Annotated in this window: 17 protein-coding genes; 14 read left to right on the top strand and 3 right to left on the bottom strand. The window is 33.8% G+C overall.

Translation table 11 applies throughout. From position 1 onward, the window contains the following. Window positions 1–186 precede the first annotated feature (186 nt). Window positions 187–963, top strand: coding sequence for a hypothetical protein (locus tag NYE52_RS16090; protein WP_341193991.1), 777 nt, complete (start codon window positions 187–189; stop codon window positions 961–963). A 313-nt stretch (window positions 964–1276) separates the two neighbouring features. On the opposite strand, the gene rpsD is transcribed toward NYE52_RS16090, so the two are convergent. After that, a complete protein-coding gene (rpsD, locus tag NYE52_RS16085) occupies window positions 1277–1879 on the bottom strand; it encodes a 30S ribosomal protein S4 (protein WP_016202819.1) in 603 nt (200 codons plus the stop codon). A gap of 872 nt (window positions 1880–2751) precedes the next feature. On the opposite strand from rpsD, the gene NYE52_RS16080 reads away from it, so the two are divergent. Next, a complete protein-coding gene (locus NYE52_RS16080) occupies window positions 2752–4626 on the top strand; it encodes a sensor domain-containing diguanylate cyclase (protein WP_341193990.1) in 1875 nt (624 codons plus the stop codon). 53 nt (window positions 4627–4679) lie between these two features. Here NYE52_RS16080 and NYE52_RS16075 read toward each other — a convergent pair whose 3' ends face one another. After that, the gene (locus tag NYE52_RS16075) at window positions 4680–5162 is read right to left on the bottom strand and encodes a GAF domain-containing protein (RefSeq protein WP_341193989.1); all 483 of its coding nucleotides are present in this window, start codon (window positions 5160–5162) and stop codon (window positions 4680–4682) included. Window positions 5163–5432: 270 nt separating this feature from the next. Here NYE52_RS16075 and refZ point away from each other — a divergent pair, with 270 nt between their 5' ends. Then, window positions 5433–6059 carry a forespore capture DNA-binding protein RefZ gene (gene refZ / locus NYE52_RS16070; protein ID WP_341193988.1) on the top strand — a complete coding sequence of 209 codons (627 nt, stop codon included), beginning with the start codon at window positions 5433–5435 and terminating at the stop codon, window positions 6057–6059. Here the strand turns inward: refZ and hisJ are convergent. Beyond that, entirely contained in the window at window positions 6042–6848 is an 807-nt protein-coding gene (hisJ, locus tag NYE52_RS16065) for a histidinol-phosphatase HisJ (RefSeq protein ID WP_341193987.1), read from the bottom strand. The genes refZ and hisJ overlap by 18 nt on opposite strands. A gap of 409 nt (window positions 6849–7257) precedes the next feature. Here hisJ and ezrA point away from each other — a divergent pair, with 409 nt between their 5' ends. The 11 genes from ezrA (at window position 7258) to ytfJ (ending at window position 19570) form a co-directional block, all read left to right on the top strand. After that, window positions 7258–8970, top strand: coding sequence for a septation ring formation regulator EzrA (gene ezrA / locus NYE52_RS16060; RefSeq protein ID WP_341193986.1), 1713 nt, complete (start codon window positions 7258–7260; stop codon window positions 8968–8970). Between the two features lie 295 nt (window positions 8971–9265). Then, window positions 9266–10411, top strand: coding sequence for a cysteine desulfurase family protein (locus NYE52_RS16055; protein WP_341193985.1), 1146 nt, complete (start codon window positions 9266–9268; stop codon window positions 10409–10411). Next, window positions 10408–11616, top strand: a complete 1209-nt coding sequence (gene thiI / locus NYE52_RS16050; RefSeq protein ID WP_341193984.1) for a tRNA uracil 4-sulfurtransferase ThiI — start codon at window positions 10408–10410, stop codon at window positions 11614–11616. The genes NYE52_RS16055 and thiI overlap by 4 nt, the downstream gene beginning before the upstream one ends. Before the next feature lie 168 nt (window positions 11617–11784). Further along, window positions 11785–11991 carry an alpha/beta-type small acid-soluble spore protein gene (locus NYE52_RS16045; RefSeq protein ID WP_341193983.1) on the top strand — a complete coding sequence of 69 codons (207 nt, stop codon included), beginning with the start codon at window positions 11785–11787 and terminating at the stop codon, window positions 11989–11991. A gap of 226 nt (window positions 11992–12217) precedes the next feature. Next, the gene (gene mbcS, locus NYE52_RS16040) at window positions 12218–13792 is read left to right on the top strand and encodes an acyl-CoA synthetase MbcS (protein ID WP_341193982.1); all 1575 of its coding nucleotides are present in this window, start codon (window positions 12218–12220) and stop codon (window positions 13790–13792) included. A gap of 84 nt (window positions 13793–13876) precedes the next feature. Next, a complete protein-coding gene (locus NYE52_RS16035) occupies window positions 13877–15478 on the top strand; it encodes an amidohydrolase (protein WP_341193981.1) in 1602 nt (533 codons plus the stop codon). Between the two features lie 156 nt (window positions 15479–15634). Then, window positions 15635–16561, top strand: coding sequence for an EamA family transporter RarD (rarD, locus tag NYE52_RS16030; RefSeq protein ID WP_341193980.1), 927 nt, complete (start codon window positions 15635–15637; stop codon window positions 16559–16561). A 108-nt stretch (window positions 16562–16669) separates the two neighbouring features. Further along, window positions 16670–17683, top strand: coding sequence for a signal peptide peptidase SppA (sppA, locus tag NYE52_RS16025; RefSeq protein WP_341193979.1), 1014 nt, complete (start codon window positions 16670–16672; stop codon window positions 17681–17683). Between the two features lie 11 nt (window positions 17684–17694). Further along, window positions 17695–18258, top strand: a complete 564-nt coding sequence (locus tag NYE52_RS16020; RefSeq protein WP_341193978.1) for an RDD family protein — start codon at window positions 17695–17697, stop codon at window positions 18256–18258. Window positions 18259–18413: 155 nt separating this feature from the next. Then, window positions 18414–19100 carry a DUF2953 domain-containing protein gene (locus tag NYE52_RS16015; protein ID WP_341193977.1) on the top strand — a complete coding sequence of 229 codons (687 nt, stop codon included), beginning with the start codon at window positions 18414–18416 and terminating at the stop codon, window positions 19098–19100. Window positions 19101–19120: 20 nt separating this feature from the next. Then, a complete protein-coding gene (ytfJ, locus tag NYE52_RS16010) occupies window positions 19121–19570 on the top strand; it encodes a GerW family sporulation protein (protein ID WP_251629103.1) in 450 nt (149 codons plus the stop codon). Window positions 19571–19637: the final 67 nt, after the last annotated feature.

The following is a 19637-nucleotide window of genomic DNA, read 5'->3' as shown; positions in this document are numbered from 1 at the left end:
GAATCCTGCTTTTATCCTAGTAATATTTTGTTACAATATATTGTCTAAAATGTGAAAAAGTAATATTTTCTTCCAATTGCAATCTGTTTATCCTATAAAATGATTTATACTTATAAACATAAACAATTAATTGAAGGAGGGAGAAACGGGAAGATGTAGAATAGACTTACTTTTCCTGTGAAATCAATGAAATTAAACAGTGAAGTCTTAAATGTACCGTCTCCTTTTTTAGAGTATATAGTAATGCGAATGTTTATGATGAAGTATTATGAAAAAGACCATTATTCTATCGCTTTTCAGTACCCTTTAAATTATTTTGAAAGCAGTTATGTGATACCTGAATTTCAAATGCTTTTTGATAAAGTAAGGTGGAAAAATAATGTGGTTACTCTAACTAATTTACGACACGAAATATATGAACAACTAGTAAAGAAAGTAAACTGTTGGGATATTAAATCCTCTTACTTTGCGATAATAAATTATTTAAATAAGCAAGTGAAAGCGGAAGATCGAACGGATGTCTTCCCAACAATTTTAACTGGTAACCTCGTTTCTCCAGAATGGAGTATGGATGAAAAAAAAGATGGAGTAATAGAATTGTTTAAGAATCAAAAAGCTTTAGCGTATAGGGAAGATAATGCTCGTGTGGAGTCAAAGAAAAGTAACTGTTCGGAATTACAGAGGATAATTAGTCAGGTAGTCCATGAATACTGGCTTGTGTATGAACAAAAACGGGAACGAACAGTTGTTCAAATTAGTCTACCGAATATTATATATACTAGAGATTTAGAAACTAAAATAAAAGAGCTGTTCTTTCCATTTTTTCATCAAGTACAGGTAGCAACTTTTTTTTATGAGGATGAACTATATATAAATAATATCCTTGTGAAAAGACCAAGAAAAAAAGAAAAGGTCGATTGGGGAGAATTACTATTTCCATTGGGAGAAGACCGTGGTTTTTGAATGTTGGTAGAAGTTGGATGAAGGGGAATACGATGAAATGAAAGATTATGTAGTAAAGAGAAAATGGACTGAGGCCCAAAAGGACTGTACGAATTTTATCATACTGTATTTTTGAAGTGACCATGAAATTCGGTTGCTTTTTTATGTGAACTAAGAAAGAAGTAAATTACTCTAAATGAGCTTGCTTTAATCCATAAATTGCAGATATATTCGTTCATCCCCCAAAAAAGTCATTCTCGTAAAATAAAAAAAGCCCTGAAACCTTGATTTAACAAGATTTCTAGGGCTTTTAACATTGTACTTTGCAAAGCTATTAACGAGAGTAGAACTCAACGATTAGAGCTTCGTTAATTTCAGCTGGTAATTCAGAACGTTCTGGTAAACGAGTGAATGTACCTTCTAATTTATCTGCATCGAAAGTTAAGAAATCAGGTACGAAGTTATTTACTTCTACTGCTTCTTTAACAACTTCAAGGTTGCGAGATTTTTCACGTAAAGTGATTGTTTGACCAGCTTTAACGCGGTATGATGGGATATCAACACGTTTGCCATCAACTAAGATATGACCGTGGTTAACTAATTGACGTGCTTGACGACGAGTACGAGCTAAACCTAAACGGTAAACAACGTTATCTAGGCGAGTTTCTAATAAGATCATGAAGTTTTCACCATGCTTACCAGTCATTTTGCCTGCGATATCAAAAAGATTACGGAATTGACGTTCGTTCACACCATACATGTGACGAAGTTTTTGTTTTTCTTGTAATTGTAATCCGTATTCTGATAATTTTTTACGTTGGTTTGGACCATGTTGTCCTGGAGCGTAAGGGCGTTTGTCTAACTCCTTACCTGTACCACTTAAAGAAATACCAAGACGACGAGAAAGTTTCCAGCTTGGACCTGTATAACGAGCCATAATTGACTCCTCCTTCATGTTTTTATTTGGTAAAATAAAAACAGATGTAACATATCTTCCTATTTATTTTGTCTTCCTGTACCTTCGCCCTAGCAGCCAAGGGTTACACAATACACCATCAGAAATAATCCTGAGGAACAAAATAGAATAAAAAGTGTTTACATATGCTGCGCTATTTTACACAAAGAATATTATATAATTTTTATAGGTGAATAGTCAAGTAGTGATTTCTATTATTTTGAATGTTGGAGAACGTAATGACATATCCTAAGGATTATGGGAAATGTAAACGAAAGCCAAAAATATATTTTTGGCTATCTATTGGTAATATGGTATAATTAGTATAATTTAACTAAATTATTAAAAAATCACTTCATTCTTTTATATACATTGTAAAATGTAGTCCTATTACATGGTAATTTTTAGTTGCTTGTAGTGAGATTCCTCCTGTTTGTATTAGGAACAGATAAGTAATTAGTACGGTATTTAAATGCTTGTTAATTTAGCAACAATTGTTTTACATCCTCAAAGTAAATTATTTCCCGTTAAGGTATTATGTGTTTGTTTCTGAAGGTTGTTGGTTTGAACAACTTTCTAACGGAGCATCTATTTATAAATAAACAGAAAAGTATTATAATTGCGGTATCATTAAAATAACAAAAGAATAAAAGAAAATGGTTAAATAGATTAATTAGAAAGACGGAGTAGCCTGAATACACATAGACTCCACAAGGATAGGTGTATTCAGGCTGCTGGCTCTTATCGCATAAAACTTTACAAAACAGCCTTTTAAATTTATTTCGTAGTTCTGTTTAGAAATATTATTTAATAGATCAAAGAATGAATAGTTAGGTGAATTAGGTGATAAATACATGGACTTCCTTGGCCACCAAAAGATATTAATATTAAAAAGTCGTTTTTTTGAATTATATGATACCAAATTGATAAATGAAAACTATGAAATAATTATCCAAGAAGCACTCCAAGTGATTCAAGAAGTATTTGATGCAAATGAAGTCACTCTATATACAAGTGAAGAATGGGATTTGAATTGGAGTATTGTTTCTTCCACTGAAAAGAAGGAATGTTTAGGGAAGAATACCTGTGTAAAGGATAATTTTTCTTTTGCATGTGAACATCATTTTTATCGATCATCCATTAAGGGAGATCCGTTACATGATTATATGATGTTAGCTCTAAAGAGTAAGGAAAAAGTTGATCATATTTTAGCGATCAAGATTCAGAAGGAATTATTGGATAATCCAAATGGAGAGACTTCTTTGTTTGATGTAGTGGGAAAAGAAGTCGGGATATTTTTTAGAAATATGCAAAATATAGTGGACACGGATAAAGATAAAAGAAAATATAAGCAGCTATTTAAAGTGACAGAGAAATTTCATTCATCAATGAAGATGGAAGATGTGTTGCGAGAGGTTATTTTCACGTTAAAAGAAGTATATCCATCTTATTATTACTATCTTTTGTTATCACATGATAATAATAGTCCGATGGATTTGCCGGTAAAGGACTTGGAATATGACAGTGAGAACATGGCTGCTATGGAAGCATATGTAACTGCTGAATTACAATTTGAAAATTTAAAAGAAGAAAAAAGTTCTGTTATCTATGCGCCGTTAAAAGGTAAACAAGGAGTATACGGTGTTTTACAAATAATAGTTCCAGATGTTATCTCTTTTCCAAGAAATGAAGTGGAGTTTATTTCCTTATTAGCTAATACGGCTGGAGGAGCATTGGAAAATGCTCAGCTGTATCAACAGTCTAAAAAATTGGTTGCCGATTTGCAATTAATTAATGAGGCGTCTGATCAATTAAATTCTAATTTGCGTTTGAATGAAATGATGACCTATATTTGCGAAAGAATATCAGCAAGTTTCGATGCAAAAGAAGTAGGATTTATCCTATTTTCCCTTGAAAACGATTCAACAAAAGTATTATTAGGGAGCTCTTCTTTCTTTTTTGAGCCAGAATCTATTAAATATATTGATTATTTCAAAAAGAAAATTCAAATCGAAAAGGATTCTCTGTTTTTAGGAGATTTCAGTATGCAGCTTGAGGATGTACAATATAAGTCTATAATGGCTGTACCAATGATGCAAACAGGGGTATTAAAGGGATTTGCTATCGTAATGCATCCCGAGGAATATCATTTCTCCTTTGATACATTTAAACTACTACAATCATTGATTCATCATTCAACTCTTGCTTTAACCAATTCTTTGTTAAGAGAGGAATTGGAAAAAATGGTTGTTACAGATCACTTAACAAAACTATATTCTAGAAGCTATTTGGATGAGAAAATTCAGCGATCCTTATTGGATGATAAAGAGGGGACATTTATTTTAATCGATATTGATGATTTTAAATTGATAAATGACACTTACGGGCATCAAATTGGCGATGAAATTATCATTCAGGTGGCGAATATTGTAAAAGAAAATATTCGAAGCTCAGATGTTGGTTCCAGATGGGGTGGAGAAGAGTTAGCTATTTACCTGCCTAAAGTACCTCTTTCTTTAGGTGTTACGATTGCGGAAAGATTAGTGAAAAAGGTAAGAAATCATTCTAAGCCATCTGTAACCATATCATGTGGTGTTTCCTACTGGAATAAGCAAAGTGAAGATACGTATAATACAATTTTTAAACGTGCAGATAAAGCTTTATATATTGCGAAAGAAACAGGAAAAGACAAGGTTGTGATTCAAAATACGCTTCTTGTTAGCGAATAAAAAGGTGTTCTACCTCTTTTGTGAAAAGGGTAGAACACCTTTTTAAATTTAGATTATAAATATTTAACTAATGTGGAAACAAATAGCTCTAAATAAGTTTGGTCTAACTCATCAAATCTATTTTTTTCTGGAGAATCAATATCAAGGACTCCGATTAAAGTCCCATCTTCCTTCAATAAGGGTATAACAATTTCTGATTGAGAGGCTGCATCACAGGCAATATGTCCAGGAAATTGATGGACGTCCTCTACGCGTACTGTTTCTTTATTAAGAGCTGCGGTACCACATACGCCTTTTCCGAATGGAATGCGGACACATGCAGGTAATCCTTGGAATGGTCCAAGTACAAGTTCATTACCTTCAACAAGATAGAAGCCGACCCAGTTAGTCTTTTCTAAAAATTGATTTAATAATGCGGATGCGTTAGAAAGATTTGCTATTGTATTATGTTCTCCTTCTAATAAAGCACGTAATTGCTTTTCAACTAATTGGTACTGTTCTTCACGCTTTCCTTTATATGTTTCGACGTTAAACATGTATATCACCAATCTTTCTCATTTTTTATGTTGTTTTTTTGACGATAAATAGAGAAGAACCCCATAATTTGTCGGTATTCTTTTAAAGGATTCTTCCAATTTATAAAGAAGTGTAATAAATAGAATATTTGAGCTTTTAATGGCTGTTTATAAATACTGGTTATTGAAATACACACTCTTCCTTGAAAAACAGTCTTTCTAATAAATAGAAGTTTTTAATAATTCAACCATACTTTTTAATGATACGCAATAGAAAAGAGGTAAGGCCAGATGAAAGAAATTTCAACAAGGGAAGCCATTGTAGAAGCGGCCATTTCTTTATTTAATCAGAAAGGCTATCATGGTACTTCTATCAGAGATATAGCTGGATTAGCTAATGTAAATACAGCAAATATCTCCTATTACTTTAATGGGAAACAGGGATTGCTAGAGTATTGCTATATGAACTTTTTTGAGAACTATTTAGAACAGCTAGAACATGTATTTATACAATCAGTTAGTCCGAGAGAAAAATTAAAAAAAATGGTGAACTGCATTATCACCTACCAATGTAGTAATCCTCAATTGACGAGATTTATTTTACGAGAGGTTACAATTGATTCACAAGTTGTGAGAGAAATCATGTCCACCTATTATGTAAAAGAAAGGTATATCTTTACACAAATTTTTGAAAAAGGAATAGAAAGGAAAGAGTTCAGGAAACAGTCTATTTCCTATAGTATTATCCAATTAAAAGGACTACTCTCGATGCCTTTTATTCATTCTTTCTATTTGACCGAGGTTCTCCATGTTTTTTTGAATGAAGAATATTTCAAAAGAAAATACCTCGAAGAAATCCATCTATGGATAGATGATGTTGTTTGCTTAAATGAAAAAGAATTATCGATTATTCCATAACATGACTTCCCAGCCTTGTCCTAGGTCCTTTGCCTGATGAGCATCAGAACCATATACTAAGGGGATATCTCGTTTTATTGCTTCTTCCACAATCCACTTTGGAGGATATGGTTCTTTGCAGTAGGGCTTGTTAACACCTGCCCCATTATAATCCAACTCATATCCGTTTTTTTTCATTTCATCTAATATGGTGTAAATATGGGGTTGAAAGTCTTTATCAACAGGGTAAAGCTGTTGGAACTTATGGACTAGTGTCATATGACCGATTCTTTTTGGTTTGTTTGGACCAAGGTCTGCTTTAAGTGATTTCAAAAGTGTTTGATAATAGCAGTTATATACATTTGAAATTCCCCCGTATTCTTCGATCATCTGTCCAAAAAGTTCAGGACTATAATCGACACAATCATAGTGATTAGATAAAGGATTTTTCAAGAAATGCACACTTAAAATACTGTCGTCTAAAAAATGTCCCCATTGTGCTAAAAAGTCTTTTATTTCTAGCTCAAATCCCTCAATATAATCAATTTCAAGTCCTACATTTATCTTTATAATCGCATCATATTCTTTTTTGATACTATCTACTTCTTTTAAATAGAAGGGTAAATCTTCTATCGTGATACTGCTGTCTTGTGTTGGTGTTGTATCGATAAACTTTTTCGGTAAGGGGGCATGCTCTGTAAATGTCATCTCCGTGAATCCTAGAGCAATTGCCTGTTCTACGTATTGGTTTAGAGAGTCTTTCGTTCCGTGTGGGCAAAATGGTGTATGGATATGTCCGTCTTTCTTCATCGTATTAACCACCTTTCATTTCATTTTATTCTCGATAATATACTTAATATAGCAGGAGGATTAATAAAGAAGTAGTAATATGTGTTATATTGGGAAAAAACTTATATAATATAAGTTATCTATTAAACTTTGAAAAAAGTGTACGAAATTATGAAAAAAACATAAAATAATAGTCAAAAATTGTCGTTTACATGTTATCATAAATACAAAGAAATTTACTTACATAAAGGAAGATAACCATTAACGTATTAGCATATTGTGTTTGAATGGATTTGTTGGACGTAAACGTTTTTTTTACGGCAGTTAGTCCTTCGCATTTAACTTATTGGATTACTGTTCCTTAAAATTGGATAAACATTAGTTAAAATAGATACGGAATTATGGCCGGTGTATGAACAGGGGGCTTCAAATGAATTACATAATTGGAGGAATAGGTTTAGTTATTTGCCTATTTGTAGCGGGATATTTTATTAAAAGAAAATATTATAACGGTGTTGATGAATTAGAAAATTGGAAAATAAACATAATGAATCGTCCAGTACTAGAAGAACTTGCGAAAGTCAAACAATTGAATATGATTGGACAGACTGAAGAGCTCTTTGAAAGATGGAGAAAAGAATGGGACGATATTGTTGTTAGTGAATTACCTGAAATTGAGGAATTACTTTTTGATACAGAAAGTTATATAGATAAATATAATTTTCCCAAAGCGAAGAAGACACAAGAAACGATTCACATGAAGATGGAAAGTGTCGATAAAAGAATTGATACCATACTTGAAGAACTTAATAATCTTGTTGGTAGTGAAGAAAAGAACAGAACGGAAATGGAAGAACTTAAAGAATCCTATCGTGTCAGCAAAAAAAATCTTTTAGCTCACCGTCATACTTTTGGAGATACAGAGAAAAAGATTGAAATGATGCTTACTGAAATTGCAGAATTATTAATAACGTATGATGAAAAAACAAATAATGGAGATTATTTGGAAGCTAGAGAGATTGTTTATAAAATCCAAGATCGTTTAACAACAATTACTTATCTTCTAGAAAAAATTCCTCCATTACTTATTGAATGTCAGACAAAATTGCCAGAACAACTTGATGAGTTAAAAGATGGCTATATCGATATGTTGGAACAAGGATATATTTTGGAACATTTGCAAATGGAAGAAGAGATTGAAAAGTTAACAAATGAGCTCGCTTCGACTGAAAATGATTTGAAGGAAGGAAATGTTGAGGCGGTAGAAAAGGTGATTTCTGAAATCCAGGAGAAGCTGGATTTACTATACGATTTATTGGAAAAAGAAGTGATTGCGAAAAATTATTGTAATAACAATATAAACGTAACAAAGGAAATCTTAGCGGATGTCCAGCAAGGAAACGCACAATTGCAAGTGGAAGTTGGGTTATTACGGAATAACTATAATCTAGATAATGAGGATATTGAGCTGCAGTTTAAGCTTGAGAAGAAATTAAATCATCTTTATAAGCAATATGAAGTATTAGAACATAAGCTTCTAACAGAATCAGTAGCACATACTCTTTTGGGAGAAGAATTAAAGGAACTAAAAGGACAATTAGAAAATGCTTCTATCGAACAAAAAGCTTTATTTGAAAAGCTGCATGATCTTCGTAAAGATGAAGTTTCTGCACACAACCGCATTAGAGAATTAAGTAAACAAGTGACAGATGCGGTTAGAAGAGTTACTAATAGTAACTTACCAGGTGTGACAGACGAATATAATGAGCTGGTTCAAGAAGCAAAAGAAAGTATCGATGAAGCGAAAATAATGTTAGAGAGAACACCATTAAATATGGTGGAAGTGAAGAAGAGAATAGATGTAACAGAAGAAAAGGTAACGGTGCTAGTAAATGCAACGATTGAATTAGTCGAAACAGTTTATTTAGCAGAGAAAATTATTCAATATGGAAACAGATATCGTCGCCATTATCAAGCCGTTAATCAAGGTTTATTAGAAGCAGAAGCGCATTTTAGAAACTATCGTTATAAGGAAGCTTTACAATGTGCTGCAGCAACAATCGAAGAAATAGAGCCAGGAAGTTCGAATAAAATGGAAGCCTGGTCACATGAATGGAAAGAAAATGAAAATTCAAATCCATAATTAGTAGAAAAAGTCTGGGGAAATAACTCAGACTTTTTTATATGAAAGGGAAGAGGTTTCCCTATTATATACAAGAATGGGGTCCCTTTATTTGAAGGAATTAGAGAACTATTTCTTTTATTTGCAAAAATTTTAACATATGATAGCATAATAAAGTGAAACTTCAATCAGTGGGACTTCTTGCCCAATAATTTGGGATAAGCCAGGTTTGTATAATGACTAATCATAAATAATGAAAAGTTTAGTTAGAAAAGAAAAAACGATTTTTTTATAATGGAAAGGAACTTCCCATGTAATGATATATTTAGATAATAGTGCAACGACCAAGCCTTTTCCAGAGGTTATCGAATCTTATACGACTGTATCTCAAAAATATTTCGGAAATCCATCTTCAATCCATCGAATTGGGATGGAATCCGAGAAACTGTTAATACAAGCAAGAGAACAAATTGCAGGGCTTTTAGGAGTAAAAAGCAATGAAATGTATTTTACCTCAGGTGGGACAGAAGGAAATAACACCGTTTTAAAAGGAATTGCTCGTACTTATAAAGGAAAAGGAAATCATATTATAACGACTACAGTTGAACATGATTCTATTCATAAAGTAATGGAACAATTAGAAGCTGACGGTTTTTCGATTACCTATATTCCTGTCAATGAATTTGGACAAGTTTCAGTCGAGGATATTAGTAAAAATATTCGCAAAGAAACCATTTTAGTTTCTGTAATGCATGTGAATAACGAAATAGGATCTATTCAGCCAATTGAGGAAATCGGTAATCTATTATCCGATTATCCAAATATATTTTTTCATGTAGATGGTGTACAAGGAATTGGAAAACAAACTATTTCATTAAAGAAGGCTAAGATTGATGCTTATACCCTTTCTGCTCATAAATTTCATGGCTTAAAGGGGAATGGGGTTTTATATATAAAAGAAGGAAAAAGAATCGAGCCATTATTGGCTGGTGGAGGGCAAGAGAATACTTTTCGAAGTGGAACGGAGAATGTAGCTGGTGCAGTTGCTACTGCAAAAGCGTTACGGTTACAGTTGCAAAATCAAAAGGAGAAACTAACTATCTTAAAACAGTTAAATGTTTATTTACGAGAACAATTAGCTACGATAGAAGGTATCTCTATCCATTCGCCTGCACTAGAAAAAAGTGTTCCTCATATTCTTAATTTCTCAATCGAAGGGATAAAAGCGGAAGTATTTGTTCACGCATTAGAGGAGCACGATATTTATATTTCCACTACGAGTGCATGTTCATCTAAGACAAATAAAATAAGTAAAACACTATTAGGAATTGGAGTACCAGAACAAATTGCCGAAAGCTCCTTTCGAATTAGTTTGTCCTATGAAAATACAATGGAAGAAATGAAACAAGTAATTGCTGCTATAAAAGATAGCAAGGAATGGTTGAGAGGGGTAATGAAGTGAAATATGATCGTATTTTAATACGTTATGGAGAGCTATCTACGAAGGGGAGAAATAGAAAACAATTCGTAGACAAATTAAAGCGAACGATTGCGAAGTCTCTTGAGGGATTTCCAGCTGTTTCTATTGAAGCGAAAAGAGAAAGAATGTACGTCTTATTGAATGGAGAGAATGCAGAGGAAATTTCTAAAGTTCTTAAAACCATCTTTGGTATTCAATCCTTTAGCCCGGCAATAAAGTTAGAAAGGAATATCGAAATAATAAAAGCAGCTGCTTTTGATATTGTTTCGTCTATATATAAGGAAGGAAATACCTTTAAAATAAGTGCAAGACGCGCTGATAAAGCGTTCGAACTTGATACAAATGAAATTAATCAAGAAATTGGTGGACATTTACTAAAAAATATACCTGGTTTAAAAGTAAATGTTAAAAAACCTGATATAAATGTCCAGGTAGAAGTTCGAACAGAAGCAATTTATCTTTCATGTGAAAATATTGCTGGAGCAGGGGGACTACCTTCAGGAACGAGTGGGAAAGCGATGCTAATGCTATCTGGAGGATTAGACAGTCCAGTTGCAGGATATTTATCCATGAAGAGGGGATTAGAAGTAGAAGGAGTGCATTTCTTTAGTCCTCCGTTTACTAGTGAGCGGGCGAAACAAAAGGTAATTGATATTTCGGAAAAGCTTGCTAATTTTAACGGTCATTTTGTATTGCATATTGTCCCATTTACTACTATTCAACAGCTTATTCATAAGCAAATTCCAGAAAACTATACGATGACTGCAACGAGAAGAATTATGCTTAGAATAACAGATGAAATTCGCAGAAGAAATGAAGCGCTTGCGGTTATAACGGGTGAAAGCTTAGGTCAAGTAGCTAGTCAAACATTGGAAAGTATGTATGCGATAAATGATGTGACGAATACACCAATTTTAAGACCTTTAATTACTTCGGATAAAACAGAAATAATTGAGTGGGCAAAGAAAATTGATACCCATGATATATCTATTCGTCCATATGAGGATTGCTGTACGGTGTTTGTACCAGCTTCTCCAAAAACCAAACCAAAAAAAGAAAAAATACAATATTATGAAAGCTTTACTGATTTTGAGCCATTGATTGAAGAAGCAGTTAATAATGTGGAAACGATTATCCTTACTAGGGAAGAGAAAAAGATTAATACGGAAACCGATTCTCTTTTTTAATTTGACTGTTTTAACTATGTTAATGGAGGACATGATTTACATGTCCTCAGAAAATGGAACGTTGTTTAAATACAATTTTTTCCTTAATTTTGTGAAGAATTACCAGTAGTTAAAACGAATGAATGCCATGTGTATTACACATTCTATTATCACAAGGAGGTGATACACATGGCAAACAGCAACAATTCAAATCAATTATTAGTACCTGGAGTTTCTCAAGCTCTAGATCAAATGAAATATGAAATTGCTACTGAATTTGGTGTAAACTTAGGTGCTGAAACAACTTCTCGTGCTAACGGTTCTGTTGGTGGTGAGATTACAAAACGTTTAGTACAAATGGCTGAACAACAATTAGGCGGCGGTTTCTCTAAATAATTGAATAATAATGGCTACAAAGAGCAAGGTATCATGCCTTGCTCTTTCTTCAATGTAAAGTTAAGAAAGAACTATTACATAAATGCAGAAATACTTCTTTAGAAGGGCGCTGGACACTTCTTAAAGTAAAACCATTACAGGGGCGAAATTTAATTAATTCAAAAATTGGAGATAGGGTAGTATAATGGGTTAAGTATTTACTTTAAGAAATAGGAGGAGAATAAATATGCGGACGGAGGATTTAATTGCTCCAGAACAATATAATTTTGTTTCGGAGATTGAAAAATTTGCCCAAAATCCAGATAGACTTGCATTAAAATGGGAGAATGAAGAAGGCGAGACAAAAGAAGTTACTTATTCCTCCTTAATGAAAGCAGCAAATAGAATAGGAAATGTCTTTAAAGAAGAGGGCTTACATAAAGGAGATGTAGTCCTTGTGATAGTTCCAAGGATAATAGAAGCCTATCAGGTATACTTAGCCGCTTTAAAATTAGGATTAACGGTACTTCCGAGTTCAGAAATGCTTCGTGCTAAAGATTTGCAATATCGAATAAAGCATGGAGAGGTAAAAGGGGTTATTAGTTACTATCCATTTTTAGAGGAATTAGAATTAGTGGAAGAAATACATACGATTAAACGTTTTGTGTTAGGTGAGGCAAAAGATGGATGGATGTATTTGGATGAGCGGGCAGGTGGGGTTTCGGATGAACTGGAACTAGTGAGCACCCTTAAGACTGATACAGCATTCATTTCATACACATCAGGAACAACAGGTAATCCAAAAGGTGTCGTACATACTCATGGATGGGCTTATGCACATTTAAGAACCGCAGCACCAAATTGGCTCCATATTGAAGAAGGTGACTTAGTATGGGCAACAGCAGGTCCTGGTTGGCAGAAATGGGTTTGGAGCCCTCTTTTATCTGTATTAGGCTCTGGTGCTACTGGACTTGTTTATCACGGCAGATTTAACCCGGAAAAATATCTGCAGCTTTTAGAGAAATATGAAGTGAATGTATTCTGCTGCACACCAACAGAGTATCGCTTAATGGCGAAAGTGGAAAATATTCAAAAGTATCAATTAAATCAACTAAGAAGTGCTGTTTCTGCTGGAGAACCACTAAATAGAGAAGTAATTGATGTATTTAAAGATAATTTCCAACTGGATGTACGTGATGGATATGGACAAACTGAAAATACTCTATTAGTTGGAATAACAAAGGGAGTTGCATTACGTCCTGGATCCATGGGAAAACCGACGCCAGGAAATATAGTGGAAATTATCAATGAAGAAGGCGAAATTTGTTCGGTTGGTGAAGTTGGCGATATCGCAGTTCATAAAGATACTCCAGCACTATTTAAAGAATACTTAAAAGAACCAGAAAGAACGAAAAATCAGTTCCGTGGAGATTACTATATTACTGGTGACCGCGCTAAAAAAGATGAAGATGGCTACTTTTGGTTTGAAGGTAGAAGAGATGACATTATAATAAGCTCTGGTTATACGATTGGACCCTTTGAAGTAGAAGATGCACTTGTCAAACATAAGGCTGTTAAAGAATGTGCAGTCGTTGCTAGTCCAGATCCAATTAGAGGAAATGTTGTTAAGGCGTTTATCGTTTTACGAGATGGAATGGAAGGAACGCAAGAATTAACAAAAGAGCTACAAACACATGTGAAAAAATTAACGGCTCCATATAAGTATCCTCGTAAAATCGAATATATGGAAGAATTGCCTAAAACAACTTCAGGGAAAATTAGAAGAGTGGAATTAAGGGAGAAAGAACAGCAAAAAAATTAAAATAGAAGCTGGAAGCTAAAAAGGGCACTAAAAATAGTGTCCTTTTTATAAAAGATAGAAAATAAGAACTACGGGAGAATCTGCATGGGGAAACTTATTTATGGTGGGAAAATATACACGCTTAAAGAGGAAGGGCATATGGTTGAAGCTATTTTTACAGAGAAGCAGTGTATCGTGGATTATGGAGAAAAAAAGTATTTAGAAGAAAAATATGAAGGACGTATTCAAGAGAAAATAGATTTAAAAGATGACGTGCTTCTTCCAGGATTTGTAGATAGCCATATGCATCTAGTCGGTCATGGGGAGAAACTCTTAAGATTAAATTTATCTACTTGCATGTCAAAAGAAGAAGCTCTACAATTGCTCGCTAATTATGCCAAGGATATAGAGGAGGGGCAATGGATTATTGGAGATGGCTGGAATGAAAACATGTGGCGAGAGCAACAGGTACTCACTTCTAAAGATATTGATCAGCACGTTCCAAACCATCCAGTTCTCCTTAATCGAATATGTAAGCATGCGATTGCAGTAAATTCATACGCTTTGAAAATTGCCAATATTACAAATCATACTCCAGCTCCATTTGGTGGTGTTATTGAGAAGGACGAAGCTGGAAATCTTATTGGAGTATTTAAAGATCAAGCACAAGAATTAATCACTAATGTATTGCCTAAGGTAACAGATGAATATGTGGAAAGAGCATTGCGAGCTGGAATTAAGGACGCCTACCGATTAGGACTTACTGGAGCTCATACAGAAGACTTAAACTACTATCATGGCTATGAAGGAACCTATCATTCATATAAAAAGATAGTAGAAGACGAAGGAAATCTATTTAGAGCCCATTTACTTGTTCACCATGAAGTATTTGAAGAAATGATAAATGATGGTGGAAAATATTTAGGTGGATCCGAATGGGTTGAACTTGGTAGTATGAAAATTTTTGCTGATGGTGCTTTTGGAGGAAGAACGGCACTGTTAAGTAGACCGTATCATGATGATCCCTCAACAAGTGGAGTACGTATTTTTACACAAGAAAAATTAAATGAACTAGTAGCAAAGGCGAGAGGGAAGGAAGTCCCAATTGCCGTCCATGCAATTGGGGACGAAGCTTTTGAAATGGTTTTAGAGGCTATTGAAAAACATCCATTACAAGGATTTGGTAGAGATCGTCTTATTCATGCAACGATGCTACGCAAGGATTTAATCGAACGTATGAAAGGCTTGCCGTTAATATTAGATATCCAACCTAGCTTTGTAACTTCTGACTTTCCGTGGGTAATAGATAGACTGGGTGAAGAAAATCTTGCCTATTGTTATGCATGGAAAACATTATTAAAAGAAGGTTTGCATTGTGCAGGTGGTTCAGATGCACCGATTGAAAGCGCAGATCCTTTATTAGGGATTCAAGCAGCCGTTACTAGATCAAATGAAGACGATAAACAAGGAAATGGATATCTTCCAGAAGAAGCATTAACTGTTTATGAAGCGGTGAGTCTATATACGAATGGAAGTGCTTATGCCATTTGTCATGAAGAAGATCGAGGGAAAATCGAGAAAGGATATTTGGCGGATTTTACTATTTTGAATAAAGATATATTTGAAGCGAATCCGTATGATATTGATAAAATAAAAGTAACAAAAACGATTGTTGGCAATGAAATAATGTATGAACGATTACAGTGAAACAATCAAAAAGATTAGGCTTATTCCCTAATCTTTTTGATTGTAATGGAAAGTATTCTGCTTAAATATTTTACAAAGATTTCTAAAAAAGATTGCCAGCTTCCAGAAAAATATATATAATATGGAATATTTCGAATATAGAAAGAAGCGATGAAGATGGAGAAAAACGACGTTCGACAAGGAGTTATATTTGCAGGGATATCATACTTAATATGGGGGCTTTTTCCGATATATTGGAAGCATCTGCAAGGTGTAGGGGCAGATGAAATTCTTGCAAATAGAATTTTTTGGTCGTTTATTTTTATGTGTATTTTACTTACTTTTACTCGTAAATGGAATTTATTTTATCAAACCCTGCGTTCCTTTAAGCATCAGAAGAAACAGGGAATCATGCTGTTTATTGCCTCTATCTTGGTTAGCTGTAACTGGTTTATCTATATTTGGGCTGTAAATGCAAATAAAATAATCGAAACAAGTCTAGGATATTATATTAATCCATTAGTAAGTGTATTGTTAGGTATCTTTGTAATGAAAGAGAAATTATCTAAAATTCAGTATGTATCTGTTGGTTTAGCAGCAATCGGAGTTTGTATTATTACATTCGCTCATGGAGCATTTCCATGGATTGCGATATCTTTGGCACTAACATTTGGGCTATACGGATTAACAAAGAAATTAATCAAAATTAATTCAGATGTAGGGTTAACGTTAGAAACCATGTTTATTACGCCATTTGCCTTACTGTTTATTGGCTATCTATTTATAAAAGGAGATCATGCTTTTTTAGCTGTTTCTGGAAGTCTAGATTTCTTATTAATCCTTTCAGGAGTGTTAACAGCAGTGCCATTGTTGTTTTTTGCAAAGGGAGCACAACGGATTCCGCTGTCGATGCTAGGGTTTATTCAATACGTAACACCTACCTTAACACTAATACTTGGTGTATTCGTCTATCATGAACCATTTACAACTTCTCATTTATTGGCATTTATATTTATTTGGAGTGCATTAAGCCTTTATTCCCTTTCACAAACAAAACTATTTTCTAATTCAAAAAAGCAACAACAGGCGAAAGGGATAGCATAATATTAATAGAAATTAATGAACCTATTTAAGTAATCCGACATTTTCCTGAAACAATATCGGTATTTATACGTATAAGGAATAGAAAGAAATAATAGGGGGTTATAAGTAATGAGTGGAAAACGTTGGGCAGCTTTAGGGATAGCTGGTATTATTTTTGTCTTTTCCATTATTACCAGTATGGTATCTGTTGCATTCACAACGGATGTTGAAGATTTATTTGGACAATTTCTTAGTGAAGGGGAAGGGCCATTTGTAGAAGATTACATAGAAGATGGAGATTTCTCTAAGAAAATTGTTGTACTAGAAGTATCTGGAACGATTCAAGATACAGGAGATGCTGAATCACTTTTTTCGTCTGTAGGTTATAATCATTCTTCGTTTATCGAAAAATTAGATTACATAAAAGAGGATCCCAGTGTAAAAGGGGTTATTTTAAAAGTGAATTCTCCAGGCGGTGGAGTTGTTGAAAGTGCACAGATACATGATAAATTAGTTGAGATTCAAAAAGAATCGAAGAAACCGATTTATGTATCTATGGGATCAATGGCAGCTTCTGGAGGATACTACATTTCTGCACCTGCTGATAAAATCTTTGCTAGTCCGGAAACGTTAACTGGTTCACTCGGAGTTATTATGAGTGGATATAATTTTGAAGGTCTTGCTGAAAAGTACGGAGTAGAGTTTGTTACTATCAAGAGTGGAAAATATAAGGATATCATGAGTTCTACAAGAGAAATGACAGAAGATGAAAGAGAGATTCTACAAAGATTAATTGATAATTCTTACGCTGGATTCGTTAAAGTTATTGCTGACGGGCGTGGTATGACAGAGGCGGAAGTGAAAAAAATTGCTGATGGGCGAATCTACGATGGCAGACAAGCAAAAGATTTAAATTTAATCGATGATTTTGGTTATTTTGATGATGTAGTAGAACAGATGAAAACGGACTATAAATTAAAAGATGCTGCGGTTGTTTCATATACAGATAATACTGGATTTGGTTCCTTGTTTGGAATGACTGCGAAAAAATTAATCACAAGTGAGGATAAAGAATTAGCCAATATATTAAAGATTGTTACCAATGCTAACTCACCTCGACTAATGTATTTATATGCAGAATAGGAGGGGAATAAATGAGTAATGATCGCGATAATATAGAATCAGAAGCTTCAATGAAGGAAGTTAAAATGTCCGAATCAACTGTATCGTTAAATGAAGGCGTTGATTGGAAGGAACAAACTCCGAATGCTGAAGATATTAAGATGAATCCTATAGACGAAGTCTCATATGTATATGCCGGCTTTTGGATGCGCTTTTGGGCTTATCTAGCAGATATAATTATTGTATCGAGCGTTAATCGTATTCTAATCTATCCCATTCTACGCCTAGTAGATGTGCCATTACATGAATCAAGTATTTTTTCTACGGTAAACATTTGTACCGCCATTACTTTTTACTTATACTTTGTTTTAATGACATTGTTTTTAAAACAAACGTTAGGGAAAATGATTTTTGGTTTAAAGGTAGTACCGATAAACAAAGAAAGATTAACATGGGATACTATCCTTTTCCGTGAATGGATTGGTCGATTTATCTCTGGCAGCTTTATTATTTTATATGCTTTAGTTGCTTTTTTACCAAAGAAACAAGGCATTCATGATTTGTTTGCTGATACAACAGTAATTCATGATCGATAATTCAAAAAAGGTCGATAACAACAGGAAAAGATGTTGTTATCGACCTTTTTCTTTTATGTCTTCTGTATCTTTCCCCTAAAAAGAATCCTTTAGAAAAAGGTTTATTTTTTCATATTTTATCCAATAATAATAAGCTGAAGGGAAGTGTTGCCAGAGTGAAAGTTCTCGCCATAATTGGAATTATTATTGGTGCTCTTTTTTTAGTGCTTGTTTTCTTATGTTTTTTAAAATTAACGATACATATACGCTATTATCATAAGAAAGATAATGATGATTTAAAAATAGAGGTTCGAGCATTATTTGGACTCATAAAATACAAAAAAACAATCCCTCTTATAAAAATAGATGATGACTCTCCAACGTTGGTGATGAAAGAGGAATCAGAAATAAAAGGTAAGGAGGAACCCATTGAGGAAACGAAACAATTTTCTGCCTCTGATTTATTAAATTTCTTATCTAATTCAAAAGAAGTATTAAACCATGTTGTTCAATTTCATCGCATAGTAAGGGCGTTTTTAGCAAAACTAACGATAAAGAACATCGAATGGAGTTCTATTGTTGGATTAGGTGATGCAGCCCATACTGGCATGGTTTCTGGTGCTATTTGGGCTGTTAAAGGGAGTATTATTGGCATTATAAGTAATTATATGAAGCTTCAGAATATGCCAAAAATCAACATCTATCCACAATTTCAGGGAGTTGCTTCTGAAACTTTATTTTCTTGTATGATTCAATTTCGGATAGGGCATGCTATGATGGCAGGAATTAAACTGGTGAAATATTGGAAAGATGGTTTTCCTAAGTTTAAAACAAACGAAACGTCTATTCCAAATAAACAATAGAACAATGGAGGAATGGGAAAATGTCAGATCATCCAATTCAAGGCTTAATGACAACCGCAATGGAAAACTTAAAAGAAATGATTGATGTCAATACGATTATTGGCGATCCAGTCGAAACACCTGATGGCAGTGTTATTTTAACCGTATCGAAAGTGGGATTTGGATTTGCTGCTGGTGGAAGTGAATTCACCTTAGAAAATCATTCATTAAATGATTCATTAACAAAGCATCCTTTTGGCGGAGGTAGTGGTGGTGGAGTAAGTATTACACCAATTGCTTTTCTTATTGTCAATGCTCAGGGAGTAAAAATGGTGCATTTAGATGAAAGTACTCATCTATACGAAAAAATACTAGATATTGCCCCACAAGCTGTCGATAAAATCCAGCAAATGTTTGCAAAGAAAGATTCGTCATCTGATTCAAGCAGTGAACCTCAAGGTCAGCAACAGAAAGAAGATATTGAATTTTAATTCAGGAGATGCTCCTACTAGTATAATGTATGCAAGAAGGCGAGTTCACAAATAAAAGTGAACTCGT

Source organism: Niallia sp. FSL W8-0635, from assembly GCF_038007965.1.
GTDB lineage: Bacteria > Bacillota > Bacilli > Bacillales > Cytobacillaceae > Niallia.
This window is presented reverse-complemented; position numbering and strand designations above follow the sequence as displayed.